The sequence below is a fragment of the Streptomonospora alba genome (assembly GCF_000826685.1).
Lineage (GTDB): Bacteria > Actinomycetota > Actinomycetes > Streptosporangiales > Streptosporangiaceae > Streptomonospora > Streptomonospora alba.
This window is the reverse complement of sequence record NZ_JROO01000006.1, coordinates 240,044-265,997: the sequence shown is the minus strand read 5'-3', so window position 1 is coordinate 265,997 and position 25,954 is coordinate 240,044. Positions and strand designations below refer to the sequence as shown.

The following is a 25,954-nucleotide window of genomic DNA, read 5'->3' as shown; positions in this document are numbered from 1 at the left end:
CGGACGGAGGGGCGCCCCGGACATCGGCGGCGCGCGGCCGGGCACCCGCGGCGGTGCGGGGCCCGGCGTGCCGCCGGCGGGTCAGCCGGTCAGCGCGAAGGCGAAGGCCCGGGCGGGGGACCCTGGCCCGTGCCGGGCTGCGACGCCTGCGGCGGGAGGCGACCGGGCTCGGCCTGCCGGTCCCCGGCGGTCAGCAGCCGCCGGGTGAGGATGGTGCCGCCCGCGGCGGCCGCCGGGAACACCACGACCGCCAGGAACGGGATGGCGAGTAGCAGGTAGCTGGGGATTCCGAAGCCGTAGACGAGCATCCGCCGCCGGCCCATCACCCGGCGGCGGTCCTTGATCCGGCGCATCCCGCGCCGGTCGAAGCCCGAGCCGAGCAGTTCGATGGTGAGCATCCACCCGCCGAACATCGCGGAGACGATCGGAATCACCGTCTGGCCCACGATCGGGACGAAGCCGACCGCGAACAACGGGACGGTGACGAGTGCCGACACCGCGATCAGCACCAGCGACTGCCGAACCGACCGGACCACCGACGCCGTGACCGAATCGTCGGCCTCCGGCGGGGCGTCGCCGAGCTCGTCCTCGACCATCTCGGCGATCTTGTCGTAGAGTGGCGCACCCAGCGCCAGCGTCAGCCCGGTGAAGGCCACGACCATGACCAGCACCGCCGCGGCCACCAGCAGCACGCCCGCGAGGACGCGCACCGTCGTCTGCATGCCCGGCGCCCATTCCTCGGCGAACGGGGTCAGCCACACGGTCAGGTCCTCGACGTTGAACAGCAGCAGCACCAGAGCGGCCACGAACAGCAGGGACGTGATCAGCGGCGGGACGATCCCGAGCAGGAACAGTCGCGGTCTGCGGATGACCATGCCCGCGCCCTGGAACAGAACGCCGACACCGGAGAAGAAGTCACGGACGGGAGAGTTCACGGGCCAGACCCTAGTCCGTCGCCGACCGCCCCGCACCTCGCACAGGGAGGGCCGGTCGGGTCCGGATCTAGCGGCGCGGGCGGGCGCGCGCCCTGTGGCGGGCGAGGGCGGACCGGGCGGCGGCGCGGATACGCAGGTCGGGGTGGTGGCGGGAGAACCAGCGCAGAACGAAGGGGGCCTCGGGGTGGCCCGACGCCGCCGCCGTGTCGAAGACCGCCGGGAGCCGCTGTTCGGAGACACCGCAGAGCGCGTCGCCACCGCCCTCGGTCTCGGCCTCGGTACGGCCGTAGGTGCCGGTCCGCAGGCTCGCCGCCAGGCCGTCGAGCAGCGGGTCGAGGTGGTCTTGGGGGTGCAGCGCGGTGTGCTTGGCGAAGCCGGCGTCGAAAAGCCAGCTGCGCGCCCTCCCGCCGAAGGCCGGGTCGGTGCGCAGGGACTCGTAGCCGGCGCGGGCCTGCAGCGCATAGGACGAGGTCACCGTTTTGACCAGCGTCCGGTGGACGCAATCGTCGCTGCGCCGGTAGACCTCCACCAGATCGGGCAGCGCTGCGGCGGGTCCCCGCGCCTCGATCCACTGCCGCAGCTCCCGCTCACCGAACGGATCGCCGCCCGCGGCCCTGTCGATCAGCACTTCGGCGTCCTCGGCCATCAGCTCGGCACGGGTGATCGGCCGCACGCCGCCGCATGTGAGCAGAGCGAACCACAACCACCAGCCCAGCGGGGTCAGCACCGCATGGCGTTGGGCGCCGGACACAGGGTCGGGCACACGCACGAGCGCTCCCAGCTCGGCCAGCTCGTCCAGCAGGGGGTGGGCGGCCGCGATGATGCCGGCGGCGCTAGCGGAAGGCTCGACCGCCGCCGCGCCGGTCGCTGGAGGGGCGGCCACCGGGGATCCGAACAGGTGGGCGGCCATGCGGGGAGCGAGCGAGGCCGCAGCGCCGCGCTCCCGGCCCAGGCTCAGCGCGGTGAGCACCGCGGCGATCAGCGCGTCCGCCGCCGGCTCCTGCTCGGGGCCGCAGGCGGTCGGTTCCGCGCCGAGCAGGCGCCCGGCGGCGGAGCGGCGCACGCCGGTGAAGCGGGACCACCACCGCTCCAGCGCATCGTCGGGCGCCGGGCGGGGCCGGTCGCCCGGTCTTCCGGCGCACACCGGCGCGGCGGCGACGGCGTCGGCGAGTTCTCGGGCGGTGGGAAGCGCGGCGGGTGGGAGGGAGCGGCCGTGGCGGCCCCGGACCGTCGGCGGGGAAGCGGGCAGAGGGGCGTCCCGGCCGCGCCGCACCGCGGCGGCCACGGCCGCGAAGCCGAGCCCGCGCCGCGGCGCCGCGGCCGGAGGCGCCGGCTCCGCGCCACCGCCGACGGACGCCGCTACGCCCGCTGTGCCGCCCCGAGCGGCGGGGTCGGTCTCGCAGCACGCCACACCGGCCGGGGGCGACGCGTGGTGCGGTGCGGCGTCGAGCAGGGCCTGCTCGAAGTCGGTCACGGGCGCCGAGCGCGGGTCGAGCCAGCCGCGTTCGACGAGGAACGCCCACCAGGTGCGCAGCGCGCCGGGCACCGCCCGGGAGTCGGTTGCGGGCAGCGCCTCGCGCGTCGGTACCCAGTGCCCGAGCAGCTCCCGGACGTCGGCCGGCGTCCACCGCGCGACCAGCCCGTCGCCGCCGCAGACCGCCTCGCCCAGCTTGTAGCCCGCCACGGCCCCGAGCGCGCGCCGCGACACCGGAGCGCCGGGCCGCCGCGCCGCCCACGAGGCCGCCGCGCGGGGCAGCAGGTCGCGGTACCGGTCGATGGTCTCCTCGTCGGCGTTGCTGAAAACCAGGCGCATGTCGGCTCCGTGTTCCTCGCCCAGCTCGTCCGGGCCATCGGACGGATCGAGCGCGGGCGCCGGCACCCGCCCCCATCCGCCGCCTCACGGACAGTTTGGCAGCAGCGACCCCGCGCATCGGCGAAGTCGTGTACTCCCGCCGGGCGATCGGGGACGGGGAATCGGGACCGACCGGATTCTCCGCCCTAACGGCGCACAAGGCCTGCGCCCGACCCGCGGAATGTCGTCGGGTTGCGGCAGACTGATGCACACCGCAGCGCGGCTGCACCGCGCTCGTGGAACCGCCTCGAAGGAAGGCCGAGCCCTATGAGCGATGAGCCGCAGGTGTTCGCCGGCGCCGAGGAATTCGCGCAATGGCTGGAAGAGCACCACCGGACCGCGAACCTGCTCTGGCTCGCCATGCCCCGAAAGGGCGTCGACGCCGCATCGGTCACCCGGTCCGAAGCCGTGGACGTCGCCCTGTGCTATGGATGGATCGACGGGCAGGCGAGTTCGGCCCGCACCCCCGAAGGCTGGTGGGCCCTGCGCTTCTCACCGCGCCGGCCGCGTAGCGCGTGGTCCAAGATCAACTGCGACAAGGCGGAGGAGCTGATCCGCGCCGGACGCATGCGGCCGGCAGGACTCGAACAGGTGGAGCGGGCCAAGGCCGACGGCCGGTGGGAGGCGGCCTACGACCCGCCGAGCACGGCCCGCGTCCCCGAGGACCTGCAGGCCGCCCTCGACGCCGACCCTGCGGCCGCGAACGCCTATGCCGCGCTCGACAAGGGCGGCAGATACCACATCCTGTACTCCCTGCAGAACGTCAAGCGCCCCGAGACCCGGGCACGCAAGATCGCTGAATACGCGGCGCGCCTGGCCGCCGGGGACCCGCCCCGGCCGCCCCAGCGCAGGAAACCCGGCACCGACTGAGCGGCGCGGCGAAGCGGCGGCCCGGGCGTCCCGGGGCGCCGCCCCGGGGCCGTGCGCAGCCGCCGGTGGTGGTCGCCGGCCGACGGTCGGGCGCAGAGCAGCCTGGAGTCCCGCATCCGGATAGTCTGCCGCGACGGGGGAGTTCCGCCCGAGACCCGCAGTACCCCGTCTTCCGGGCCGACGGCACGCTCGCGGGCCGCGCCGACCTCGCCTGGCCCAGCCGCGGCGTGATCGCCGATGCCGACGGTCGGGGCCGCACAGCCTGCCCGCGGCGCTCTACGCCGACCGCCGTCGTCACAACAGCATGGTCAGCACGCCCCGGAAGCTCATCCTGCCCCGATTCACCTGGCGGGACCTGCGCAAACCCGAGGAGATCGCGGCCCAGGCGCGCGACGCCTGCCGGATGCGCGAGGGCGGGCGCCGTCAGCCTCGCGACGAGGCCGCCGCCACCACGCAGATCCGCACCGATTCAGCGGTCACCCGCAGCACGTAGCGAAAGGTGCTGGAGTCCTGCTCCGCGTCCTCGCGGTCGGTGTAGGACCAGCGCACGTCGGCCCACACGAGCGAGTCGGTCAGCGTCTCGGCCGCGCGCACCTGCGGCACGGCACGGACGAGCCCTTGGCGGTGGTACTCCTCGGCCGCGCCGGAGAACGCCTCCTTGACCTCGTTGGGCGCGCCGATCGCCATGCTCTGCGCGTCGCCGGCCACGAAGGCCGGATAGGAGTAGCAGGCGGCGATCCCGTCCAGGTCGCCCTCGGACAGGGCCCGGCCGTAGATGTCGAAGAAGTCCTGGATCGCGGTCCGGTCGACCATCGCCCATCCCCGTTTCATGGCCTGCGGCGGACCGCCCGCGGTCCGCGCGCGGTCCCGTGCCCCTCCGCCACTGCCCGCGCCCCGCCCCGGCCCCGCACCGGAGATCGCGCGCACCCGCCGGCCGCCGTCCCGTTCACAAGGGCAGGAACGGGCTCGGCGTGCCGTGCCAGCTCACGTAGAGGCGCTCTCGGGCACGGGTGCAGGCCACGTACAGCAGGGAGCGCTGGGCGTCCAGGTCGGCCTGGTGCTGGTTCTCGTCGAGCGCGGCGCTGGTGACCCGATCGAGCTGGGGCAGCGCGTCCGCCGTCGCCGCGAACACCGCGATCGCGCGGAACTCCAGTCCCTTGACGCCGTGCATGGTGGTCACCCGCACGCTCTGCGCGGCGTCGGTGATGGAGTGCTCGCGCGGATGGAAGATCGCCGCGGGCAGGGAGCGCGCCCGCAGGTGGGAGGCCACCGAGTCGCGCAGCTTGTTGGTGCGCGCGGTCACGCAGATGTCGGCGGGCGCGATGCCGTCGGCCAGCCACGCCCGCACCCGCTCGGCCAGCGCGTCCAGCTCCGCGGGTTCGTCGGGCGCGCCGTACAGCTCGGGTTCGGGCCCACTGAGCACACAGCGCATGGCCCCGCCGGGTTCGGTGGCCGAGGAGTCGCCGAGCTCGGTCACCGGACCGCCCCGCAGAATGCCGTCGGTCCAGTCGAGGATCTGCTCGGTGGTGCGGTAGTTGACCCGCAGCGGGAACGACCGCCCCACGATCTCGATGCCCAGCTGCTTGAACGACACCGTGTTGTCGTAGATCCGCTGCCGGTTGTCGCCTGCGATGAACATGTCGTCGGGCCCGCGGGCGACCGCGGCGCGCAGGGTGCGCCACTGCGCGGGGTGCAGGTCCTGGGCCTCGTCGACGACCACGTTGGAGTAGGGCAGCTCGGAGCGCTCGCCGAGGATGCGGACGGCCTCGGCGTGCAGGTCCTCGGCGGGCAGCCTGCGGCTGGTGCGCATCGCGGCGCGCACGCTGCTGATCGCGTGCCAGACCTCGCGCCGCTGGTCGGCGTTGAGCGGCGTGGTGCGTCCGGCCCGCGCGTCGGGGGCGAGGTAGCCCTCCAGCGTGGTGATCCCGCGCGCGGTCACCACGTGCCGGTACTCCGAGAACAGGAAGTCCACCGGCCACGGCAGCCGGTGCTGCTTGGCGTAGTTGGCGAACACCCCGCGGGTGTCGGTGCGCAACCGGACCTCCGGGTGGACCTCCTTGACGACGTCCAGGGCGAGCTTGTCGGTGGTGACGACGTCGACGTCTTCGACCACCTCGGGCGGCAGCAGCATCTCCAGGTTGCGCCTTAGCGACTCCACCAGCGCGTTGGTGAAGCTGGTCAGCAGCACCCGCCCGCCCAGCGGCAGGTGCTCGGCGAGGTGCTTCACCCGGTGCAGCGCCACGACGGTCTTACCGGTGCCGGGACCGCCCGACACCTTCGCGGGGCCGTTGAACCGCGGCCGGTAGGCGAGATCGCGCTGCATGGGGTGCAGGTAGATCCGCCAGGCGTTGAACTCGCCGGCGAGTACGTCCTCGATCTCCCGGTTGTCGTTGACGACGATGACGCGCTCGCGAGTGTGGCGGATGGCGGTGTCGTAGTCGTCGGCGGCGACCGCCCCGACGACGGGGCGGCGCGGTACGACGACCTCGTCGCGCACACGCTGCACGGAATGGCCCTCGGCCAGCGCTCGCAGCACCTCGTACTGGTCCTGGGGCAGCGCGGGCGCCCAGCCGTGCAGCTCGTCGGCGGTGGTGATGCTGCGGCAGAACTCGCGGACCTCGGGATCGACACCCAGCCGCTCGAGGTCGCGGTCGCTGACCCTGTCGAAAAGAAGCCCCGAGGAGGGAGCGGAGACGGCGGAGGAGGGCGGGGGAGGGAAGGGGGCCGAAGCGCGGGAGGACACCGCGGGTTCTCCGGGGGCGGCGCGGGGGGCGGCCGTCCCCTCCCCGCCCGGCGGTGCCGCCGATGCGGCGGGGACCGCAGTCGCGCCGACTCGTGCCGGCGCCTCGCCTGCGGGGGCGCTGCCGTCGCCACCCGGCCCGCCGGACGCCTGCTCCAGCGCCGTCGCGTCGCGGCGCTCCAGGGTGCCCATGACGGGGTTGACGTCGTGGCGCTGGTCGACGGCCCAGTCCTCGGCGGAATCGCGCGGCAGCAGATGGATGAGGAGGAAAGTCTCGCCCGACTCCGGCGCCAGCATTACGCCCGTCCAGGAGTCGCTGATGCGGAAAGTGCGAATGCGCGGGTCCTGGCCCGCGGGAAGCGGGCGGATCCGCAGGTCGGGGTGGGCGAGCAGGGCGTCGAGCGAGAGTTCGCGGAATTTGCGCGTGGCCGCGAGCAGGCGCTCGCGCGTGGGCTTGTCGAGCTTGTCGTACTGCGGAAGACACGTCGCGTCGATCGCCAACTGCGGCATGGGCCTCCCTTTCGCGGACGCATCAGGGCGGTGAATCCCGCACGTTCACTGCCTTTCCCTCGTTGTTGTATCCGACGCTTGTGACATTACCGCCGCATTCGAGCAATTCCCGGGGCTTCCGCGGCGTCCGCTGAAACGGCCGGAACCCCCTGGTCGCCGCCCCCCGCGTCCGGTCCTCCTCCCCGCTGCCCTTGCCTCGCCGCCGCACCGCCCTCGCTGTCCTGGTACCGGATCGTCACTGCCCGGGAATCCGGGCACGACCCCGTTTGTGCAAGGGTCGGCGCGGTACGGTGTTGGGCTCGGACTCTTTCCGGCCGCTCCGACACGGACCGAAAGGGCGTAACCGGTAAACCGCAGAGGTGGGCTGTCCACATGCAGCAGGAGAGGGCGAGCCAGGGGCAGGCATCGACTCGCCGACCGCTTCTGCGCGGGCTCACGGGAGCCATCGGGCCCGTCGTCTTCATCGCGGGCGCGCTGCTGCTGCAGATGGCACCCGACCTGCTGGACGACTTCCCCCGCAGGATCGTGTGGGGGCTTTCGATCGCCGGAGCGCTGGCCACCGGGGCCGTGACCGTCTTCCTGGAGCCGCTGCTCAGCAAGGGGCGCAGGCCCGTCCGGCTGCCCAAGCAGCCGCCGATCGAACTGCCGCCCAAAAGCCAGCGCTTCACCGGCCACACCGCCCTGATGAACCGGCTGCACCGCCGCTTCCGCGCCTTCCCGCGCACAGGCGTGCGCGGGATCCTCGACCTGCCTGCCCGCATGGTCGGCGAGGCCAAGCGCGACTCCCCGCTGGTGATCGTCATCAACGGCATCCCCGGGTCGGGCAAGACGCAGGTCGCCACCCAGATCGCGCACGAAGTGGTCGACCGTTTCCCGGACGGCGTGCGCTGGGTCGAACTCTCCGGTGACCCGGACCCCGACGAGGACGGCGCGGCCGACGAGACCGACCCCGGCCTCGCAAGGGAGATCGGCAAGCGGATGCGGCGCCTCTTCGGCCGCAGTGCGCGGCGCGACGCCGACAGCGAGAACATCGACCTGCCCGCGCCCACCCTTCCCAAGCGCGCACCCCGCTCGGCCGAGAAGGTGCTGGAGTCCCTGGTCCAGTCCATGCAGGGCCGCATCCCCTCCGGCGCCACCCTCAACGAGCTCTCCACCACCTGGCGGGGACTGATCTACGGCAAGCGGATCCTCCTCGTCCTGGACAACGCCAAGGACGCCGCCCAGGTCGAGCCGCTCATCCCCAGCGGTTCGGGCTGCGCCGTGATCATCACCTCGCGGCGCACGCTCACCTCCGCGGACTTCGAGTTCGAGAGCTACGAACTGGACGAACTCAGTCAGAGCGAGGGCGAGGAACTCCTGGACCGCATCGCAAAGCCCGACCTGCGCGTGAGTCCGGAGGAGGCCGCGCGGATCCGCAGCGACCGAGCCGACATCGTCCGCCGCTGCGGCGGGCTGCCGCTGGCCATCCGGCTGTGCGGCGGCAGGCTGCTCGATCCCGCCGACCCCAGCCCGCGCGAGGTCCTGGCCGAGCTCGACAGCATCGCCCGCAGCCCGCTGCTGGGCGGGCGCCGCGGCTTCGCCGCCTCCTTCGCGTTCAGCCTGCAGCTGTGCGCCCCACAGCAGCGGCTGCTGCTCAAGCGCATCGCCGACTCCGACCTGTACAAGTTCAGCGACTGGTCGGCCGCGGTGCTGCTGGACGTCCCCCGCGACACCGCCGCCGGGCTGATCGAAGGGCTCGTCCGCCGCTATCTGGTCATTCCCACCGAGCGCAACGAGACCGGCGAGAACACCTACCGCATCCACGACCTGGTGCGCGAGACGCTGCGGATGATCGACTCCCGCGAGTTCGACCTCACGCGGTGGGAGCGCGACAACTGGGAGGACGGCGGCGACCGCGAGGTGGCGCGGCGCTTGGTCGCGGCCTACACCTGGCTGGTGGAGCAGGCCGCCGCCGAGATCACCCGCACCTACGACCCCGAGGTGCTCAGCGCGAGCACCGACCTCACCCCGCCGCGCGAGCTGCGGCTGGTGCCTGCCGGGCACCCGCGCCAGTGGCTCACCCAGGAGCGCGAGTCGCTGCTGATGTGCATGCGGCTGGCCGAGGAACACGACCTCCTCGAACCGGGGTGGCGGCTGGCGCACGCCTTCGCCGCGCTGTGCCAGGTATGGCAGGTGTACTGGGCCGACTGGGAAGAGGCGACGCTCACCGAGCTGCGTATGGCCTACCGGCTGGGCGACCGCCTGGCCGGAGGGCTCGCGCACCTGGACCGCGCCGAGATCGCCGGCAAGATGGGCAACTACGAGACCGGGATCGAGGACGCCAAGACCGCCCAGAGCGTCTTCCAGCAGATCGGTGAGCAAGGCGGCGGCGCGACCGCCGGCAGCTCCCCGCACTGGACGGCGCGCGCCTGGCGCTCCCTCGGCGTGAACCTGCAGCGCCGGGGCCACCTCGACGGGGGCGCCCAAGCGCTCAACACGGCCGAGCGGATGTTCGCCGAGGTGGGCGACGACTGGTGGCGGGCGCGCGCGCTGCGCGACCTCGCCGAGGTGCACGCCCAGTGGGGCCGCCGCCGCAGCGATCAGCGCCGGCCCGAGCCCTCGGAGGAGGGCGAGCAGGAGTCTGCCGAGCACGGGCACGACGGCCGCCAGCACCGGCGTGCCCAGGCACTGCTGCGACTGGCCTGCATGATCTTCCGGTACGAGGGCGACTGGGAGGAGTACAGCAACGCCCGGATCGCACTCGCCGAGATCCTGGCGGCCCGGGGTCGCGAGCTCAACGCCTGGTTCATGCTCGACGAGGTCCGCGAGTACTACCTGCAGACCGAGGAGCACTGGTACACCGCGCGCTGCCAGCGCTCCATGGCCGAGCTGGACACGGAGCGGCTGGACGAGCAGTACGGGGTGGTCGACCTCGTACTCAACCCGGCCCACTTCGACGTCCGCCAGAAGTACGTCGAGGGCTACGTCGCCAAGTGGGCCCCCATTCGCAAGCCCGAGACCATGGAGGGGCACAAGGAGCTCGCCGACGAAGCCTGGCGCGAGGTGGCGTCATGGGCGCCGCCCCACCTGGGTGAGTACTACGCCGCTCAGCGGGAGTGGTTCGCCGGGCTGCCGCACTACGGGCGCGATCCCCTGCGCGCCGTGGCCGGGCAGCGGCGCAAGTGGTCGGTCCAGCGGCGGATCGAGATGCTCACGGAGGCGTCCCGGACGCTGAGCGGCATGGGCGACACCTGGGGCAAGCACCGCACCGACCTCGCGCTGGGGCGCGTGCGGCTGAGCGCGGGCCGCGACGTCGACGCGTGCGCGCAGACCATGCGTACCGCGGCGGAGGGCTTCGGTGAACTCGGCGATCAGCTCTGGCACGCCCGCGCTCACCGCACGGCGGCCGAGGCGCTGTCCGCGAGCGGCTACCCGCGCCAGGCGCTGGCCGACGCCGAGCACGCCTACATGGCCTTCCAACGCCTCGGCGACAGGGTCGGGCGCACCGGCGCCCAAGTGCTCTTCGGCCGCGTCCTCGACGAGACCGGCCACACGGCCGACGCCGTCCACCACCTCACCGCCGCTCGCGACGCGGCCCGCGACGAGGGCCTCACCTGGCACGCCCACGAGGCCGACCGCCGCCTCAACCGCATCCACGGGGCGCAGCAGAAGTCGATCTTCTCCTGGGGCGGCCGCCCCGCCGCGGGCATCCCGGGTGCCCCTCCGACCGACGGCCCGGAGCCTGCGGAGGGCCGGGAAGAACAGCGGGGACAGGGAGAACCGGGAGAACACGTAGACGGCGCCGAGCGCGGAGGCGGCGCGGCGGACGGTACGGTCGACGGCCCCGATGCCTCGGTACCGGCGTCGGGCGGGGTCGGCGCGGGACCGGCCGGAGCCGAGACCGAACCCGCCGGTCACGCTTACCACCCCCCGCGTCAGCGCTCTTCGGAAGACAACGGCGCCATCGCGGCGCCGGAAGCCGAACCCGCGTCAGAGGACCCGCCCTTCCCGCACTGACCTGTGGGTTCCGTCCGGGCCGTCGGTGCTGTGGACGTGGTGTTGCACGCCCGACGGGGCCGTGAACCGGGAGCCCGGCGACGGCGGCGGATGGTTCGGGTCGGCGTCGGTCGGTAGCGAGGGCGCAGGGCCGGGCACCCGACGGGGCGGCTTCGCCGCCCCTCTTCGGGTGCCCGCGAACCGGGCGGGTCTCGTCGCTTGTCGGGCGGGGTGGGCGACTACTTCATGGCGGCGAGCTGGATCAGGTTGCCGCAGGTGTCGTCGAAGACGGCGGTGACCACCGGTCCCATGTCGGTCGCGTCCTGGGTGAACTCGACGCCCAGGCCCTTGAGCCGCTCGACCTCGGTGTACACGTCGTCGACCGCGAACTGGGTAAGCGGGATACCGTCGTCGACCAGGGCTTCCTTGAACCGGCGTGCCGCCGGGTGGCCGTCCGGCTCCAGCAGCAGCTCGACGCCGTCCGGGTCGGCGGGTGAGACGACGGTGAGCCAGCGGGCCTCGCCGGCGGGCACGTCGGTCTTCTTGGTGAACCCCAGCTTCTCGGTGTAGAAGGCGAGCGCCTTGGCCTGGTCGTCTACGTACACGCTGGCGATGTTGATGCGGATCACGGGTTCGGTTCCTCTCGGTCGATGGGCCACCGCTCGACGATCGAGCGCAGTGGGCCCGTGTCGAGGTGGTGGAACTTGTACCGGCCCTGTCGCCGGGTGTGTACCAGGCCGGCCTGTTCGAGCACGGTGAGGTGCTGCGAGATGGCCTGGCGCGAAGAGGCCAGTCCGTGCTTCATGGTCAGTCGGCCGCAGATCTCGAACAGTGTCTGGCCGTCTTTGCTGGTCAGTTCGTCCAGGATGGTACGCCGCGTCGCGTCGCCGATGGCTTTGAACAGGTCGGTGTCTTCGTTCACGTGTCCCGTTATATGCAAGTCGCCACTTGCATGTCAATGTGCATGCGACCGTAGCGGCCTTCCTCGACGTGCCGCTACCGACTTCCGAAAGCAGGTCGCAGCGCCCCGCTGCGTCGGCTTCGATGCCCCTGTACGGCCGGGTAGGCGTTAGGGTCGGGCGGGCCGGACGACAGGGGAGGGATGCGGATATGAGACCGGGTGCCTGGGCGGTCGCAGGCGTGGCGAGTGCGGCTGCGCTCGGGCCCACAGCGTGGGCGTGCCTGGCCAGCGCCGGACGTCGGTGGCGGCCCGGTACGGTACCCATCCGGCCTGTCGCGATCGTGCTCGGTGCGGCGGTGTGGCCCAGCGGGCCCTCGCCGCTGCTGGAGGGGCGACTGGAGCTGGCCGCTCGGCTGTTCCGCGAGGGCACGGTGCGGGCGGTGCTGGTCTCCGGCGACAACAGCCCCGAGGCCAACCACGAGACCGACACCATGGCGGCCGTGCTCGCCGAGCACGGCGTGTCCAAGGACAGGATCGTCGCCGATCCGCACGGCTACCGCACGTGGGACTCCGCTGTGCGGGCGCGCGAGACCTTCGGCGTGGACCGGGCGATCGTCGTCACGCAGAGCTTCCACCTGCCCCGCTCGATCGCCCTGTGCCGAGCGGCGGGGATCGACGTCTACGGGGTCGGCGACCCCAGCTTCCGGCGGCGGCCGCGCTCGACGGCGCTGGGTTACCTGCGCGAAGCCGGCGCCAACGCCAAGGCGATCGGCGACTCCGTGCTGCAGCCCGCGCCGGCCGCCGTCGAACCGCCCCGCAGCGATCTGCGCGAGGCGTTGTCCTGACCCGCTCCTGACCTGGACGTTCGGCGCGGACCGCACCCCGGTCCCGGTGTCCGCGCGGGCGCCGATCACCGTGCAGTCCTCCTCCCGTGGCGGCCACCGTCCACAGGCGGGCACGCCGGATTGGCGGTGAGGGCGTCGCGAGCGCGATAATGCGGGATATGGACGCGACGACGGGTTCCGGACCCCTGCACGGACTGGACGACATCGACTGGAGCGGGCTGGCTCCACGGGGCGACGAGATTCCCGCCCTGCTGCGCGACATCGCCGGAGGCGAGAACGCCCAGCGCGGGGTCGACGAAGCGGTGGCCTCCCTGTTCGACCGCATCCGCTTCCCCGGCCCCGGCTACATCGCCGCCCCCCGGGTCGCCGAGTTCCTCGTCTCCATCGCCTGCCACCCCGACACGCCCCCCGACTGGCGCTCGCGTCCGCTCAGCCTGCTGCTTGAGCTCCTGGCGCCCGTGGCCACCGCCCTTGTGCCCGAGCGCGTCGACGAAGCCCTCTGGCGCGACGAAGTGTCCTGGGCCGTCGCCACCGACATCGACAAGGTCCGCGAGCAGTACCGCAGCCGGGTCCACGAGGCACCCGACGAGCAGCAGTTCCGGCGGATGCGGGCGCGGCTCGACGCGGTCGCGCGCGACGAGGGCGCGGCGCTGCTGCAGGCCGAACTCGACGTCTACGACACCGTGCTCGCGCGCTCGGGCGACCTGCTGACGCTGCTTGAGGGCCGCGACAACCGGCGCGGCATCGACCCGCCGGCCGAGTGGGCGTGCTACGTCCTCGCGTTCCTGCCCGGAGCCGCCGCCGAGGTCTGCCCCGTCCTGCTGCAGCGCGTCGGCAGGCCTGCCGACCTGGCCCGGGGATCCGCTCCCGCCCCTCCGCCCAGCCCCCTGGCCGCGGCCGGTGCCGCGGCTTCCAGCCCGTCCAGCGACCTGCTCTCCGCCGAGATCTTCGCTCTGGGCATGCTCGGCGCGACCGACGACCCCGCCGCGACCGTCGCCCTCGCCCACGAGATGGCTTCGGGGCACCTGTACAACTCCTTCACCGCGGCCGTGGCCACGGTGCAGATCCACGGCGAGAAGGCGCCCGAGGAGTGCCTCACGCGCATCGCCAACGGCGAGCGCACCCGGCCCGGGTACCGCGGTCTGTTCGGCGACGGCTGGCCCCATTGCGGTGAGACCCCGCCCGAGGCGCTCGGTTTCCTGGCGCTGGGCCGCGCAGGAGCCCGCGGCACCGACGAGCGCATCGCGGCGCTGCCGGCGGCGCTCGCCGACTCCGAGGGCGCCACGCTCGCCGCAGTCACCGGTGCCGCGTTGGAGACGGTGCTGGGTCCGCGCACGTCCGCCGAGGAGGCCGTCGACCTCTCCGCCGAACTGGACGAGGACACCCTGAAGGTGCTGTGGGAGCTGGCCGAGGTGTCGGAGCAGGCCTGGGAGGGCGCCGAGCTGGGTGAGACCGTCGGGGCCTGGGGCCTGCCGGAAAGCCGCGAAGAGTTCCGCGCCTTCACGGGGGCCGACGACTCCGAGGCGGAGTCCGACGACGACTCGGCCGCGCAGGCGGGCGGCGGCGACGCGGCGCAGGCCGCGGGCCCGCCGCAGGGCGGGCTCCTCGCCCGCCTCTTCGGCGGCCGCTGAGCCCTTCAGTAGACCGGAGCGGTCGGGTGGACTACCCTGCCCGGCCGCTCCGAACGGGTGTGTCCTGCGGCGGGGGCGCGAGTGCGGTGGCGTTCCCTTGGGAGGGGGCGTCCTCGGCGGCTGAACGGCGGACGGGCGGCTCCCCGTCCTGCACGATGCCGTGCGGTGAAGCGTTCCCGGACGTCGCCGCCCTCGCTGTCCGCCAGCGGCGGGCGACCCTTGTTCACCGCGGCGTCGACAGAGCCTCGCGGATGCCCGGTTCCTCGGGGCCGAGGAACTGCGGCTCCGGTCGTGCCAGCGCCTCGTACACGGCCGTGAACGCCGCCGGGACCTCCCGCACGTAGCCGTAGACCGTCGCGAAGGTCCGCACGCGGTAGCTGGTGTCGCCGACGCCCTGGGTGTCGATCCCGGCCCGGGAGCACAACTCGACCGCGCGCGGCAGGTGGAAGTTCTGCGTGATGACCGACGCGGACCGCACCCCGAAGATCCGCCGCGCCCGCGTGCACGTCTCCCAGGTGCTGAACCCCGCGTAGTCGGCGACGACCTGGCCTCGCGGAATCCCGGCTGCGGCGAGGTAGTCCCGCATGGCGTCGGGCTCGTTGTAGGCGGACACGCTGTTGTCCCCGCTGACCAGCACCGCGTCGATCCGATCGGTCGAATACAGCCGCGCGGCGATGTCCAGCCGCCGTGCCAGCAGCGTCGTCGGCGTGCCGTCCTCGCGCAGGCCCGCCCCCAGCACGATCGCCACCGGCGCGGCCTCCGCCGCGGCCGGGTCCGTGCGCTGGTCCCACGTCGCCGTGTTCAGCCACGCGTAAGGCGCGATCCCGACCAGTGCCGCCGCCGCGAGCAGGACCGCCCAGGTGCGCACCCCGGGCATCCGCGACCCGCGGACGCGGCGCCGCGGCGCCCCTGCACCCTCTCCCGCCCCTTCCGACACTCCCGACCGCCCCGACGTCGTCGGCGGATCGGCTGCTTCAGACTCCCCCGGCTGGTTGCTCACAGTCTGATCGACGCTCGGGCGGCGGCCGGGGTTCCGCCCGTCGGCGCCTGTCCGGTCTAAGCCGCCGCCAGTAGGGTCCTGAGGCATGGACGAATATCCGGCGCGCCTGCGCGCCATCGCCGATCTCGACGTCGCCGGGGCCCGCGAAGAGGGCGGGCTCCACGAGTACGACGGCGTCGTCGCCGACCTCTCACGCGACGGTGTCGCCGCCCGGCTGGAGCGGTTGGGCAAGGGCGAGGGTTTCCCCGACGAGCACGACGAGGCCCACGCCCGCGCCGCCGAGGAGGCGCTGCGCGTCGAGCTGGGTGAGCTGGAGCTGCACCGCTCCAACCCGTTGCGGCATATCCGCGAGCTCGACCTCTCCTGCTACGACCGTGAATACGCGCCCGAGCCCGAGCGCCTGTCCGCGCGTGATCGCCATGTGGCGCAGTGGCCTGACGCGATCGACCGCGCCATCGCCGCCCTGGACCGGGTGAGCGCACCGGCGGCCACCGCGATGCTCGGCGCCGCGCGCGGCCTGGCCGAAGGCGTCCCCGAGGACGACGTGCCCGAGGACATCCGCGCCGCCGCCCTATCCGCGCACCGGCGCCTGGTCACCCACCTGGAGACCGCGGAGAAGTCGGGTCCGCGCGACGCCGCGCTGGGCACCGACGCACTGGCGCGTCTGATGGGTGCCGGCGAGGCGCTCGCCGTCGACGTGGAGCGGCTGAGCGAACGCGCCGAGGCCGAGCGCGACCGCCTGCTGAGCCGCCTGGCCGAGTCCGCCGCGCGCATCGACCCGCATCGCGAACCCATGGACGTGGCCCGCGATGCCGTGGCCGACCATCCCGACGGAGAAGCAGTGGTCGGCCACGCCCGGACGTGGACCGCTCTGGCCCAGGACTTCACCCGCGAACGCGACCTCGTCCCTTATCACGACGGCAGATGCGTGGTGCGGCTGTCTCCGCCCTCCCAGCGCTGGGTGGTGGCGGCGCTGAGCCTGTCGGGTCCGGCCGAGCACGACAGTCCGGCGAGCTTCTTCGTGACCCCGCCCGACCCGGGGTGGTCGGCCGAGGACGCCGCAGAGTGGCTGCAGCTGTTCAGCCCGGCCAACCTGGCCGCGATCAGCGTCCACGAGGTCGCCCCCGGCCACTTCTCGCACAACCGCGCGCTGCGCCGCGCCTCCAGCGAGGTTCGGCGGTCGCTGTTCTCACCGGCGTTCATCGAGGGCTGGGCTCACTACGCCGAGGAGATGTGCCTGGAGGAGGGCTTCGGCGCCTACGCCGAGCAGGCGCTGGGCTCCGACTCCGTCACCGCGGCGCACGTCGAGATCGGAGTGTGGTCGGAAGCGCTCGTGCGCGTCACCCGGCTCGCGGCGGCGATCGGCGTGCACACCGGTGCGATGACCGTCGATCAGGCGGCGCGCCGCTTCGCCGCCGACACCCCGCACGGGGGGCAGGCGGCGCTCAGCGAGGCGCGGCGGGCCGTGGTCGATCCCACCTACGGCAGGTACACCTGGGGCAAGCTGGCCGTTCTGGACCTGCGTGAACGGGCGCGCGAGGTTTGGGGCGAGGCGTTCACGCTCCGCCGCTTCCACACGGCCCTCCTCGATCTGGGAGCGCCGCCGCTGGGCCTGCTCGAAACCGCCCTTGCACGGGGGTGACCCCGGCGGGGGCGATGGTGCGCTCGGGTGCGGCGGTCGTGTACCCGGGGCCGCTCTCGGCGCCGAAGGCGGCGTCGTGTACACGATCACCGGCACGGCAGGACACGAGACGAGGCGTCACCCCTGCTCGCCGCTCCCGCCCGCGGGTCCGTCGCCGATACGCTGCAGAGCGGCGCGGACCCGGCCGTCGCAGGCGGCGAGTTCGGCGGTGGCGCGGGTGGTGTCGACGTCGGCGAGCAGCGAGACCAGAGCGGCGCGGGTGTCGCCCCGGGCACTGCTGAGGGCGGCGGCGCACGCGTCCTCGTCCATGCCGCTGGCCTCGGCCAGGATGGTGATCGCCCGGCCGCGCAGCTTGGCGTTGGTGGCGTTGACTCCCACCATCAGGTTGGAGTAGGTGCGTCCCAGGCGCACCATCACCGCGGTGGAGAACGAGTTGAGCACGAGTTTCTGCGCCGTGCCCGCCTTCATCCGGGTGGATCCCGCGATCACCTCGGCACCGGTGTCGACGCACACGTGTACGTCGGCGTCGCGGGCCAGCGGCGCATCCGGGTTGGCGCTGACCAGCACGGCCGCCGCCCCCGCCCGCCGCGCCCCGCGCAGCGCCCCGGCCACGTAGGGCGTGCGCCCGCTGGCGGTCAGGCCGACCGCCAGGTCGCCCGCACCCAGGCCGACCGTGTCGGAGCGCCCCAGCTCCTCGTCGTCTTCGATCCCCTCGGCCGCCCGCTCCAGCGCCGTGGCGCCGCCGGCGTGGTGGGCCAGGACCGCGTCGGGTTCGGTGCCGAAGGTCGGCGGCAGCTCGGCGGCGTCCATGGTGGCGATCCGGCCGGGCGTGCCCGCACCGAAGTAGTGGATGCGGCCGCCGCCGCGCAGCGCCTCGACGCCGAGGTCGACCGCCTTCGCCAGCTCGGGCAGCGCAGCCGAGACCGCGCGCGGCACCGTGGCGTCCTCGGCGTTGATCTCGCGCAGGATCTCCAGCGTGGGCAGTCGGTCGATGTCGTAGGTGGCCTGGTTGCGGCGCTCGGTCGGCACCCGCACGATCTCCTGGGGAGCCGGTGACGCGGCCGTGCCGCCGCCCTCGGTTTCGGCGGCGTTCTGCTGTGGGGTCATAGCGCGTCTCCGTTCCGGTCCTCGTGGGGGACACCGTCCTGGTCGGCGCCCGCGTCCTCGGCCGGGTCGCCTGCCGCGCGCGGTCCCGGACGCCGGCGGGCCTCGCCCACGCGCAGGCCGCGCACGGCGTCGTAGGTGGTGGCCAGGGCGGTGCGGCTGTCGGTGTAGCGGGACTGGGCCAGCCCGACGAACAGGCAGTCGATCACCGTGAGCTGGGCGAGTCGGCTGGCCGTGGCGCCGGAGCGGAACGTGGTCTCGCGCGCTGCGGTGGTCAGGATGTGGTCGGCGGCCTCGCTGATGGGGGAGCGGGGGAAGTTGGTGATGGCCACGGTCGTGGCACCGCGGCGGCGCGCCTCGGCGAGGGCGTTGATGGTGTCGATGGTCGTGCCGGTGTGCGAGACCGCCAGGGCGACGTCGTCCTCGCCGAGCAGGGCGGCGCTGGTCAGCATCACGTGTGTGTCGGACCAGGCGAAGGAGGTGACGCCGATGCGGTGCAGCTTCTGCTGCAGATCGGCGGCGACGAAGGCGCTGGCGCCCACTCCGTAGATGTCGACGCGGCGCGCCGCCGCCATGCGCTCCACGACCGTCTGCAGGACCTCGGTGTCCAGCTGGGCGGCGGTGTCCTCGACCGCGCGGGCGTCGGTGGAGGCGATCTTCTCGACGACGGTGACGAGGGTGTCGTCGGGGTTGATGTCGCTGGCGACCTCGCGGGCGCTGATTCCGGCGCCGCGCGCCTGCCCGGCCTCGGTGGCCAGCGCGATGCGGAGTTCGCGGTAGCCGGTGAAGTCGATGGTGCGGCAGAACCGGATGACCGTGGCCTCGGAGGTCTCGCAGTCCTTGGCGAGTTGGGTGATGGAGGACGCGGCGACGCGCTCGGGGTCGTCGACGATGCGCTGGGCGACACGCTGCTCGGCGGGCGCGAGGGAGGGCATGAGCGAGCGGATGCGTAGCAGCGTGGTGGGCGCCGGGGAATCTCCGCGTCCGGACTGGCCGGTGGGACCGTCGTCCCGGGTCGCTTCGCCGTCCGAATCAGTCGGCTTCGCCGTATTCGCCATGTTGGAACGTTTCTTTCGGTTCGACTTGTGCCGTCAAATGCGTGGTCCGGAGAACTTCCGCGTCCTCCCCGGTCGCGGGTGCCCGCCGTGAACGGCCGAGCACCTGCGGCGGGGTGCCGTGCGATTCTCCATACCATGATCGCCTACGCGAGCGCCCGTGGGCAGGGGCGCAGCGCGGCTGTGGACGCACGGGCGGCGAGCGGCGGGCCCACCGGTCCTGCCATCGGGCCGGGGAGCCGGTGCGGAAACGGGCGGAGCCGCGGCGTTCGACTCCTGGCCGGGGGTGATCGGCGGGGCAGGGGAGGGCGCTGTCGAGGGGGCGGCGCCGGTTCGCGGGGCGTGATCGCTCACCCGCGGTCACCGGCGGCCGCGGCGAGAGCGCCGGGGCCGCGGCGCCCCGCCCCGTCCCCGGCCCGGGGACGGGGCGGGGCGGGGCGCCGCAGGAAGGAGCCGAGCCGGGCCGCGGGGACGGCGGGCGTCCGCGTCGACCGGTCGCGGGATCGGCCCCCGCACCCGGCCGGCATCCGGAGAGGCCGTGCCGATCCGGCAGCGGGTGCGGGGCGTGCCTGGCGAGAGTCAACCCTCCCCGGTTCGTCCCGCCAGGCACGTGCGGCTCCCAGGAGGGAGCCGCGTTCACCCACGAGCCGGCCGTCCTCCGGCCCCTGGGAGCCGAGACGCCCCCCAGCGGTCCCGGCTCGAACCCAAGGCGCGTACCGGCCGCGGGGAAGTACCAGCCGGGACCGCCTGTAACCACCACCGTGGAGCCCTGGGCTTACATCGCGCTGGCGATTCGCTTTCACCTGCACGCTGCACGCTTTCAGTGACGGCCGACCAGTCTGTCGGTTTCCCCGCGTCCTGCCATATACCGGTCATCTCCCGCGGGCGGTGGCGGGCGAGCCCGCCCGTCTCCCACCGGAGCCGCTCCGCGGAACACGACTCGGCCCATGCCGGCCGGTGCGCCGCTAGGATCGGCGCCATGGCGCAGCGAGTCGTCCTCGGCCTCGACGCCGGCGGCACCTCCACCCGGTGTACGGCGGTGTCTCACGACGGCGAGGTGCTCGGCTACGGCAGGGCGTCCGGTGCCAACGCCTTCTCCGGCGGCGATCCCGCCGCAGCGCTCGAACAGGCGCTGCGCGGCGCGCTGGAGGGCCTGGACGCGGCCGATGTCTCCCACGCGGTGTTCGGCCTGGCGGGCGCGGCCACGGGGGGACGGGCACGGGCCGCCGAGGTCGCGCAGGCGGCCTGGGACCGCCTCGGGCTGGACGGCGGCCCGCGCGTCACCGACGACATCGCCGTCGCCTTCGCGTCCGGCACCTCCGCCGACGCCGGCGCGGTGCTCATCGCGGGTACCGGAGCGGTCGCGGCCCGCGTCAGCGGCGGTGCTGTGCGGTCCCGGTGCGACGGCAACGGCTGGCTGCTGGGAGACGAGGGATCGGCGGTGTGGCTGGCCCTGGCCGGGATGCGCGCAGCGCTGGCGGCCGTCGACGGGCGCGGCGGCCCTACGGCGCTGTGCGAGCGGCTCGCCGCCTCCCTGGAGGTCCCCGCAGGCGACGCCGCGGCGCTGGTGCGCGCCGCCCACGCCCGCGCCCCCGCCGAACTCGGGGAACTCGGGCCGGTGGTGACGGCCGCCGCTGCCGACGGCGACGCCGTCGCCGAGCGGATCGTCGCCGAAGCCGCCGAGCGCCTGCTGCGCTCGCTCGCCGCGGCCGCACCCGATGCCGCCGGCGAACCCGTGGTGCTGGCCGGCGCGGTGCTGGAGGGCGGGCCGGTCGCCGACGCGGTCCGCGCCGGGCTGCGCGAGCGCGGCGGCCCCGGCCCCCTTCGCGCGGTCGACGGTGCGCTGGGCGCCGCGGGACTGGCCCTGCGCGCTTCGGGAGCGCCGGGACAGGCCCACGCCGCACTGCTGCGGCGCGCCGCAGCAGTCGACCACCGCCCCGAGTGAGACGGCGCGCAGTCGACCGTCGTCCGCCGATGACCCACGGTGAAAATACGGACTGGGACAAAACGGGAAATATCGTCCAGCGGGGGAGCCAATAGGGTCTGCGAGTCGCTAAGGTCGTTCCCATGTCTGACAACAACAACGAAGAGCAAGGCGATCCCGCCGGCTCGACCATGATGTTCCGCCGCTTCGTGACGGACAACAAGGAGCCCGAGGCGGCTCCCAAGCGGCCTGTCACCCCCTACATCCTCGCGGGAGTCGGCGCGCTGCTGGCCATCGGCATCATCGTCGCTGTGGTCATCACGTGGTCCTGAGTGCCGGCGCTGGACACCGGTCCGCGGCCCTCACCCGCCGGGCTCGGGGGAGTGGGGGCCGCGCGACCGTGCGCGGCGTATTCGGTTCGCGAGCGGTCGCGGAGGCTGCTAAGGTTTAACCCGTCGCAAGCCCGGACAGGCGGGATTCCGCACTTCGGTCCCTGCGGCAGGCGCCATTAGCTCAAGTGGCAGAGCAACTGACTCTTAATCAGTGGGTTCAAGGTTCGAGTCCTTGATGGCGCACGCGCTGGCCCGTGCTGGTCGGCGACCTCCGGTCGCCTTCCCCACGGGCCGTTGTGTTTTTCGGGGGGACGACCCCCCGGGACCCCCCGAGTGGGCTGGCCCGTGCTGGTCGGCGACCTCCGGTCGCCTTCCTCGCGGGCCGTTGTGTTTTTCGGGGGGACGACCCCTCGGGACCCCCCGAGTGGGCTGGCCCGTGTCGGCCGGTGGCCTCCGGTCGGAACGCTCGCCTTTCCCGCGGGCCGCCCCTTCTTCCGAGCCGCCCGAAACCTCCGCCCGAGGGTGGATCACGCTTCGTAGCGGCCGATCGCGGTCCGGCGCCGCCGCAAGCGCGCGCCGGGAGAGCGGTCGGCCGCTCTCCTGCGGCCCGACGCCGACACCGGGGTCCTCGACCGTCGGCTCCGCACCGCTCCGTCGCCGCCGCACCGGCAGGCGTCGCTTTCCCCACCAGGCCGTGCGCCCGAAGGTCGGCGCGGCGCCGCCCGTCACGAGCGCGGCCGCTCCGCCGCACTCCGGCTTCGGCGGCCACCGGCTCCCGGTCGTGACCGCTGATGCGTGCCCCTCTCCCGAGGAGTCGTCGAATACGCCACGTATACCGATACTTTCGGGGTTCTTGGATTCCTTTCCGTGTCGCGGGACTCGATGGGCAGATCAGCGCGCGACCGAACGCTCTCGATACGACCGGCGCGTTCCCGCGCCCGATTCACCCCGGCGTGAGCCACCTCTCATTCGGGTATTGACCCCGGGGGAACGTGTCCGTAAATTCGATCGCCAGAGATTGCGACATTCGTTCCGATAATTTCGGTCCTCCCCTCGGTCCCCCGGCCCCTGACCCCCTGTCCCACCAGCCCCACGAGCCGCCGAAGCCTCGGCCGGTGCCCCGGTCGAGGTGTCCCGCAGCGGCGGACCGGCCCCCTCGGTCCACACCCTGGAGGAGAGCAATGCACACACCCGACCAGACGGCTTACGAGGCGCCCGACCGCCTGCGCGTGGCCGTCGTCGGTACGGGCAACATCGCCAGGTTCCATGTCGAGGCGCTGCAGTCGATGCCCGAGGATGCCGCCCTGGTGGCGGCCGTCGACGTCGATCCCGACAACCTCGCGCTGTTCACCGACCGCTACGGCATTCCGCAGCGCTACTCGGACATGGACCGGATGCTGCGCGAGGTCCAGCCCGATCTGGTGCACCTGTGCACGCCCCCCGGAATGCACCACGGCCAGGTGCTGGCCTGCCTTCGGGCCGGCGCCAGCGCCGTGGTGGAGAAGCCCCCGGCGCTCAGCCTGGCCGAGATGGAGGAGATGGCCGCCGCCGAAGGCCCTCCCGGCCAGGGGCCGTGGTTCGCGACCCTCTTCCAGCACCGCTTCGGCTCGGGCGCGCGGCGCGTGCAGGCGATGGCCGAGGCCGGCGCGCTGGGACGCCCGCTCGTGGCGGTCTGCCACACCCTCTGGTACCGCGATCAGGCCTACTTCGACGTGCCCTGGCGCGGTCGGTGGGACACCGAGGGCGGTGGCCCGACCATGGGCCACGGTATCCACCAGATGGACCTGCTGCTGGCGCTGCTGGGCGACTGGAGCGAGGTATCGGCCACCGCGCGGCGCCAAGCCCGGGAGATGGAGACCGAGGACCTCTCGGTCGGTCACGTCAGCTTCGCCAACGGCGCAGTCGCGGGAATCATCAACAGCGTGCTCTCCCCGCGGGAGGAGAGCTATGTGCGCGTCGACTTCGAGCGTGCCACCGTCGAGCTGAGCCACCTGTACGGATACGGCGACGACGACTGGACCATCACCCCGGCCCCGGGCTGCGCGGAGGAGATCGCGGCCGCCTGGGAGGCCGGGGAGGCCGGCGTCAACAGCGGCCACTCCGCGCAGTTGGCCCACGTGGTCTCGGCACTGAAGGCCAAGGAGGCCCCGCCGGTCTCCTCCACCGAATCGCTGCGCACCATGCGGCTGGTGGCCGGCATCTACGCCTCGGCCGCCCAGCACCGCGCGATCACCGCCGGCGAACTCCGTCAGGGGAGCCGGTTCTTCGAGCGCATGCACGGAGGCGGCACGCCATGGTAAGCGCTATCCGCGCTGCCGGTCGCACGCCGGGGCGCCCCGCGCCGCGCCTGCGGGTGCACCCGGGCGCGCCCGCCGGAAGAGGTGCGAGCTTTCGGTCGGTAAGCGCTATCCATTCGCTGTGCAGCCGCTTCGGCGAAAGCGCGCTCCGAACCGCGAAGGAGGCGGCATGCGCGCACTGGTGATCCGCAGGCTCTTCTACATGGTCCCGACCATGTTCGCCATCTCCCTGGTGGCGTTCCTGGTCATCCAACTGCCCCCGGGCAACTACCTGACCACCTACATCGCCGAACTCTCCGCACGCGGCCAGTCGGTCGACCAGACCCAGATCCGCGCGCTGGAGGAGCGCTACGGCCTCGACGAACCGATCTTCGTGCAGTACCTCCGCTGGATCGGCGGCATCGTGCTCCACGGAGACTTCGGCCAGTCCTTCCAGTACCAGCGCGACGTCTCCGACCTCATCTGGGACCGGGTGGGCATCAGTGTCGCCCTGGCTCTGGCCACCATCGTCGTCAGCTGGGGCCTGGCCATTCCGATCGGCATCTACTCGGCGGTGCGCCAGCACTCCGTCGGCGACTACGTCTTCACCTTCATCGGGTTCATCGGCCTGGCCACACCCAACTTCATGCTCGCGCTGCTGTTCGTGTGGATCGCCTTCGCCTATTTCGGCGAGAGCGTGGGAGGCATCGTCTCGCCCGAGTTCGCCGATTCCGCGTGGAACCTCGGCAAGATCCTCGACGTGGTCTCCAACCTCTGGGCGCCGGTGCTGATCATCGGCACCGCGGGAACGGCGGTGCTGATCCGCGTGCTGCGCGCCAACCTGCTCGACGAACTGCGCAAGCCCTACGTCGTGACCGCCCGCGCCAAGGGCCTGCCCGAGTGGCGGGTGATCGTGAAGTACCCCGTGCGCATGGCGATGAGCCCGTTCATCTCCACGATCGGGTGGGTGCTGCCCACCATCGTCGGCGGCGAGGTCATGGTCTCCATCGTGCTCAGCCTCGAGACCACGGGCCCGTTGCTACTCCAGGCGCTACGCAACCAGGACATGTACCTGGCCGGGGCGTTCATCCTCGTCCTGGGTGTGCTGACGCTGGTCGGGACGCTCATCTCGGACCTGCTTCTCGCCTGGTGGGACCCGCGCATCCGGCACGCCCAAGCCGAGGAGGTCTGAGCCATGGGTTTCAACCTGCCCCTGAAGCGCCGAGGTACCTCCGGCGAGCCGGGAGAGACCGCCGACGGCGCCCCCGCCGAATCCCTCGGCGCCGCCTCTCAGTGGCGGCTGATCTGGTTGCGGCTACGCAGGCACCGCCTGGCCATGGCCAGCGCCGCGGTCGTGTGCATGCTCGCCCTGATCGGCGTCTTCTGCGAGTTCGTCGCCCCCACCACCCCCGGCGACTACAGCGCCGCCCACACCCACGCCCCGCCCCAGCGGCTGCACTTCGTCGACACCTCCGGCGGCGACCTCGACCTGGGGCTGCACGTCTACGGCTACGATTCCGTGCGCGACGAGGAGACCCTCGCCCGCGAGTACACCGTCGACACCTCCGACAAGGTCGAGCTGGGCTTCTTCGTCGAGGGCACGCCGTACCGGATGTGGGGCGTGATCCCCGCCGACACCCACCTGTTCGGGACCCAGGACCCCGAGGAGCGGGTGTATCTGCTGGGCGCCGACCGCAACGGCCGCGACATGCTTTCGCGCATCGTCTACGGCACGCGGGTCTCGCTGTCGATCGGCCTGGTCGGCGTCGCGCTGTCGTTCGTGCTGGGCGTCGTCCTCGGCGGCGTCTCCGGCTACTTCGGCGGACGCACCGACAACTTCATCCAGCGCCTGATCGAGTTCACCATGTCCATCCCCACCATCCCGTTGTGGATGGGGCTGTCGGCGGCGGTTCCACGTGAATGGGGGCCGCTGACCACCTACTTCGCGATCACGGTGATCCTGTCCCTGATCGGCTGGACCGACCTCGCCCGGGTGGTGCGCGGACGCTTCCTGTCACTGCGCGAGGAGGACTTCGTGCTGGCCGCCCGGTTGGACGGCTGCGGCCGCTCCCGTGTCATCCGCCGGCACATGCTGCCGTCCTTCACCAGCCACATCGTCGCTTCGCTGACGCTGTCGATCCCGCTGATGATCCTGGCCGAGAGTGCGCTGTCCTTCCTCGGCCTGGGCCTGCAGCCACCGGTCGTCAGCTGGGGCGTGCTGATGCAGGAGGCGCAGAACATCCACTCGATCGCCGGCGCCCCCTGGACGCTGCTGCCCGGAGTCGCGGTGACGGTGGCCGTTCTGGCGCTGAACTTCGTCGGCGACGGAATCCGCGACTCCGCCGACCCCTACCAGTAAGCA

The 25,954-nt window shown here is 73.0% G+C and carries 19 protein-coding genes and 1 tRNA gene; 11 read left to right on the top strand and 9 right to left on the bottom strand.

The features are described from left to right. Positions 1-89: 89 nt before the first annotated feature. Positions 90-935 carry an EI24 domain-containing protein gene (locus tag LP52_RS03985; RefSeq protein WP_040270794.1) on the bottom strand — a complete coding sequence of 282 codons (846 nt, stop codon included), beginning with the start codon at positions 933-935 and terminating at the stop codon, positions 90-92. A gap of 67 nt (positions 936-1,002) precedes the next feature. Continuing rightward, positions 1,003-2,748: a hypothetical protein gene (locus tag LP52_RS03980; RefSeq protein WP_157036192.1), complete on the bottom strand. Its 1,746-nt coding sequence runs from the start codon at positions 2,746-2,748 to the stop codon at positions 1,003-1,005. A gap of 306 nt (positions 2,749-3,054) precedes the next feature. Between LP52_RS03980 and LP52_RS03975 the strand changes: the two genes are divergently transcribed. Continuing rightward, positions 3,055-3,657 (top strand): YdeI/OmpD-associated family protein, encoded by a 603-nt coding sequence (locus LP52_RS03975; protein ID WP_040270790.1) that lies wholly within the window; start codon positions 3,055-3,057, stop codon positions 3,655-3,657. Positions 3,658-4,080: 423 nt separating this feature from the next. Here the strand turns inward: LP52_RS03975 and LP52_RS03970 are convergent, their stop codons facing one another. Both LP52_RS03970 and LP52_RS03965 read right to left on the bottom strand, forming a co-directional pair. After that, a complete protein-coding gene (locus LP52_RS03970) occupies positions 4,081-4,470 on the bottom strand; it encodes a hypothetical protein (protein ID WP_040270788.1) in 390 nt (129 codons plus the stop codon). A 133-nt stretch (positions 4,471-4,603) separates the two neighbouring features. Beyond that, the gene (locus LP52_RS03965; RefSeq protein WP_040270786.1) at positions 4,604-6,907 is read right to left on the bottom strand and encodes a UvrD-helicase domain-containing protein; all 2,304 of its coding nucleotides are present in this window, start codon (positions 6,905-6,907) and stop codon (positions 4,604-4,606) included. Positions 6,908-7,279: 372 nt separating this feature from the next. Between LP52_RS03965 and LP52_RS03960 the strand changes: the two genes are divergently transcribed. After that, a complete protein-coding gene (locus LP52_RS03960; RefSeq protein ID WP_040270785.1) occupies positions 7,280-10,903 on the top strand; it encodes an NB-ARC domain-containing protein in 3,624 nt (1,207 codons plus the stop codon). 218 nt (positions 10,904-11,121) lie between these two features. Here LP52_RS03960 and LP52_RS03955 read toward each other — a convergent pair whose 3' ends face one another. Further along, positions 11,122-11,508 (bottom strand): VOC family protein, encoded by a 387-nt coding sequence (locus LP52_RS03955; protein WP_193789944.1) that lies wholly within the window; start codon positions 11,506-11,508, stop codon positions 11,122-11,124. Next, positions 11,508-11,804: an ArsR/SmtB family transcription factor gene (locus tag LP52_RS03950; RefSeq protein ID WP_040270782.1), complete on the bottom strand. Its 297-nt coding sequence runs from the start codon at positions 11,802-11,804 to the stop codon at positions 11,508-11,510. Before LP52_RS03950 ends, LP52_RS03955 begins: the two co-directional genes overlap by 1 nt. A gap of 188 nt (positions 11,805-11,992) precedes the next feature. On the opposite strand from LP52_RS03950, the gene LP52_RS03945 reads away from it, so the two are divergent. Beyond that, the gene (locus LP52_RS03945) at positions 11,993-12,628 is read left to right on the top strand and encodes a SanA/YdcF family protein (RefSeq protein ID WP_040270780.1); all 636 of its coding nucleotides are present in this window, start codon (positions 11,993-11,995) and stop codon (positions 12,626-12,628) included. A gap of 158 nt (positions 12,629-12,786) precedes the next feature. Then, complete coding sequence (locus tag LP52_RS03940) at positions 12,787-14,259, top strand: hypothetical protein (RefSeq protein ID WP_040270779.1); 1,473 nt, start codon at positions 12,787-12,789, stop codon at positions 14,257-14,259. Positions 14,260-14,482: 223 nt separating this feature from the next. Here the strand turns inward: LP52_RS03940 and LP52_RS03935 are convergent, their stop codons facing one another. Then, positions 14,483-15,136 carry a SanA/YdcF family protein gene (locus LP52_RS03935; protein WP_052809398.1) on the bottom strand — a complete coding sequence of 218 codons (654 nt, stop codon included), beginning with the start codon at positions 15,134-15,136 and terminating at the stop codon, positions 14,483-14,485. Between the two features lie 208 nt (positions 15,137-15,344). Between LP52_RS03935 and LP52_RS03930 the strand changes: the two genes are divergently transcribed. Next, positions 15,345-16,901, top strand: a complete 1,557-nt coding sequence (locus LP52_RS03930) for a DUF885 family protein (RefSeq protein ID WP_040270778.1) — start codon at positions 15,345-15,347, stop codon at positions 16,899-16,901. A 117-nt stretch (positions 16,902-17,018) separates the two neighbouring features. Here LP52_RS03930 and LP52_RS03925 read toward each other — a convergent pair whose 3' ends face one another. Next, the gene (locus LP52_RS03925; RefSeq protein ID WP_052809397.1) at positions 17,019-18,008 is read right to left on the bottom strand and encodes an N-acetylmuramic acid 6-phosphate etherase; all 990 of its coding nucleotides are present in this window, start codon (positions 18,006-18,008) and stop codon (positions 17,019-17,021) included. Next, a complete protein-coding gene (locus LP52_RS03920; RefSeq protein ID WP_084722851.1) occupies positions 18,005-19,063 on the bottom strand; it encodes a MurR/RpiR family transcriptional regulator in 1,059 nt (352 codons plus the stop codon). The genes LP52_RS03925 and LP52_RS03920 overlap by 4 nt, the downstream gene beginning before the upstream one ends. Before the next feature lie 976 nt (positions 19,064-20,039). Between LP52_RS03920 and LP52_RS03915 the strand changes: the two genes are divergently transcribed. From LP52_RS03915 to LP52_RS03890, 6 genes are all read left to right on the top strand, one after another. Beyond that, positions 20,040-21,005 (top strand): N-acetylglucosamine kinase, encoded by a 966-nt coding sequence (locus LP52_RS03915; protein WP_040270777.1) that lies wholly within the window; start codon positions 20,040-20,042, stop codon positions 21,003-21,005. Between the two features lie 122 nt (positions 21,006-21,127). After that, positions 21,128-21,316 carry a hypothetical protein gene (locus LP52_RS03910; protein ID WP_040270776.1) on the top strand — a complete coding sequence of 63 codons (189 nt, stop codon included), beginning with the start codon at positions 21,128-21,130 and terminating at the stop codon, positions 21,314-21,316. Positions 21,317-21,486: 170 nt separating this feature from the next. After that, positions 21,487-21,559: transfer RNA gene (locus LP52_RS03905), tRNA-Lys, on the top strand. A gap of 938 nt (positions 21,560-22,497) precedes the next feature. Beyond that, entirely contained in the window at positions 22,498-23,616 is a 1,119-nt protein-coding gene (locus LP52_RS03900; RefSeq protein WP_040270775.1) for a Gfo/Idh/MocA family protein, read from the top strand. Positions 23,617-23,782: 166 nt separating this feature from the next. Continuing rightward, positions 23,783-24,784, top strand: a complete 1,002-nt coding sequence (locus LP52_RS03895) for an ABC transporter permease (protein WP_040270774.1) — start codon at positions 23,783-23,785, stop codon at positions 24,782-24,784. A gap of 3 nt (positions 24,785-24,787) precedes the next feature. Beyond that, positions 24,788-25,951, top strand: a complete 1,164-nt coding sequence (locus LP52_RS03890; protein WP_157036191.1) for an ABC transporter permease — start codon at positions 24,788-24,790, stop codon at positions 25,949-25,951. Positions 25,952-25,954: the final 3 nt, after the last annotated feature.

Excerpts from the sequence above, each read along its gene's own strand:
- LP52_RS03980 (WP_157036192.1), bottom strand. The coding sequence starts at position 2,748 with ATGCGCCTGGTTTTCAGCAACGCCGACGAGGAGACCATCGACCGGTAC.
- LP52_RS03975 (WP_040270790.1), top strand. The coding sequence starts at position 3,055 with ATGAGCGATGAGCCGCAGGTGTTCGCCGGCGCCGAGGAATTCGCGCAA.
- LP52_RS03970 (WP_040270788.1), bottom strand. The coding sequence starts at position 4,470 with ATGGTCGACCGGACCGCGATCCAGGACTTCTTCGACATCTACGGCCGG.
- LP52_RS03965 (WP_040270786.1), bottom strand. The coding sequence starts at position 6,907 with ATGCCGCAGTTGGCGATCGACGCGACGTGTCTTCCGCAGTACGACAAG.
- LP52_RS03960 (WP_040270785.1), top strand. The coding sequence starts at position 7,280 with ATGCAGCAGGAGAGGGCGAGCCAGGGGCAGGCATCGACTCGCCGACCG.
- LP52_RS03945 (WP_040270780.1), top strand. The coding sequence starts at position 11,993 with ATGAGACCGGGTGCCTGGGCGGTCGCAGGCGTGGCGAGTGCGGCTGCG.
- LP52_RS03940 (WP_040270779.1), top strand. The coding sequence starts at position 12,787 with ATGGACGCGACGACGGGTTCCGGACCCCTGCACGGACTGGACGACATC.
- LP52_RS03935 (WP_052809398.1), bottom strand. The coding sequence starts at position 15,136 with ATGCCCGGGGTGCGCACCTGGGCGGTCCTGCTCGCGGCGGCGGCACTG.
- LP52_RS03930 (WP_040270778.1), top strand. The coding sequence starts at position 15,345 with ATGGACGAATATCCGGCGCGCCTGCGCGCCATCGCCGATCTCGACGTC.
- LP52_RS03925 (WP_052809397.1), bottom strand. The coding sequence starts at position 18,008 with ATGACCCCACAGCAGAACGCCGCCGAAACCGAGGGCGGCGGCACGGCC.
- LP52_RS03920 (WP_084722851.1), bottom strand. The coding sequence starts at position 19,063 with ATGGCGAATACGGCGAAGCCGACTGATTCGGACGGCGAAGCGACCCGG.
- LP52_RS03915 (WP_040270777.1), top strand. The coding sequence starts at position 20,040 with ATGGCGCAGCGAGTCGTCCTCGGCCTCGACGCCGGCGGCACCTCCACC.
- LP52_RS03910 (WP_040270776.1), top strand. The coding sequence starts at position 21,128 with ATGTCTGACAACAACAACGAAGAGCAAGGCGATCCCGCCGGCTCGACC.
- LP52_RS03900 (WP_040270775.1), top strand. The coding sequence starts at position 22,498 with ATGCACACACCCGACCAGACGGCTTACGAGGCGCCCGACCGCCTGCGC.
- LP52_RS03895 (WP_040270774.1), top strand. The coding sequence starts at position 23,783 with ATGCGCGCACTGGTGATCCGCAGGCTCTTCTACATGGTCCCGACCATG.
- LP52_RS03890 (WP_157036191.1), top strand. The coding sequence starts at position 24,788 with ATGGGTTTCAACCTGCCCCTGAAGCGCCGAGGTACCTCCGGCGAGCCG.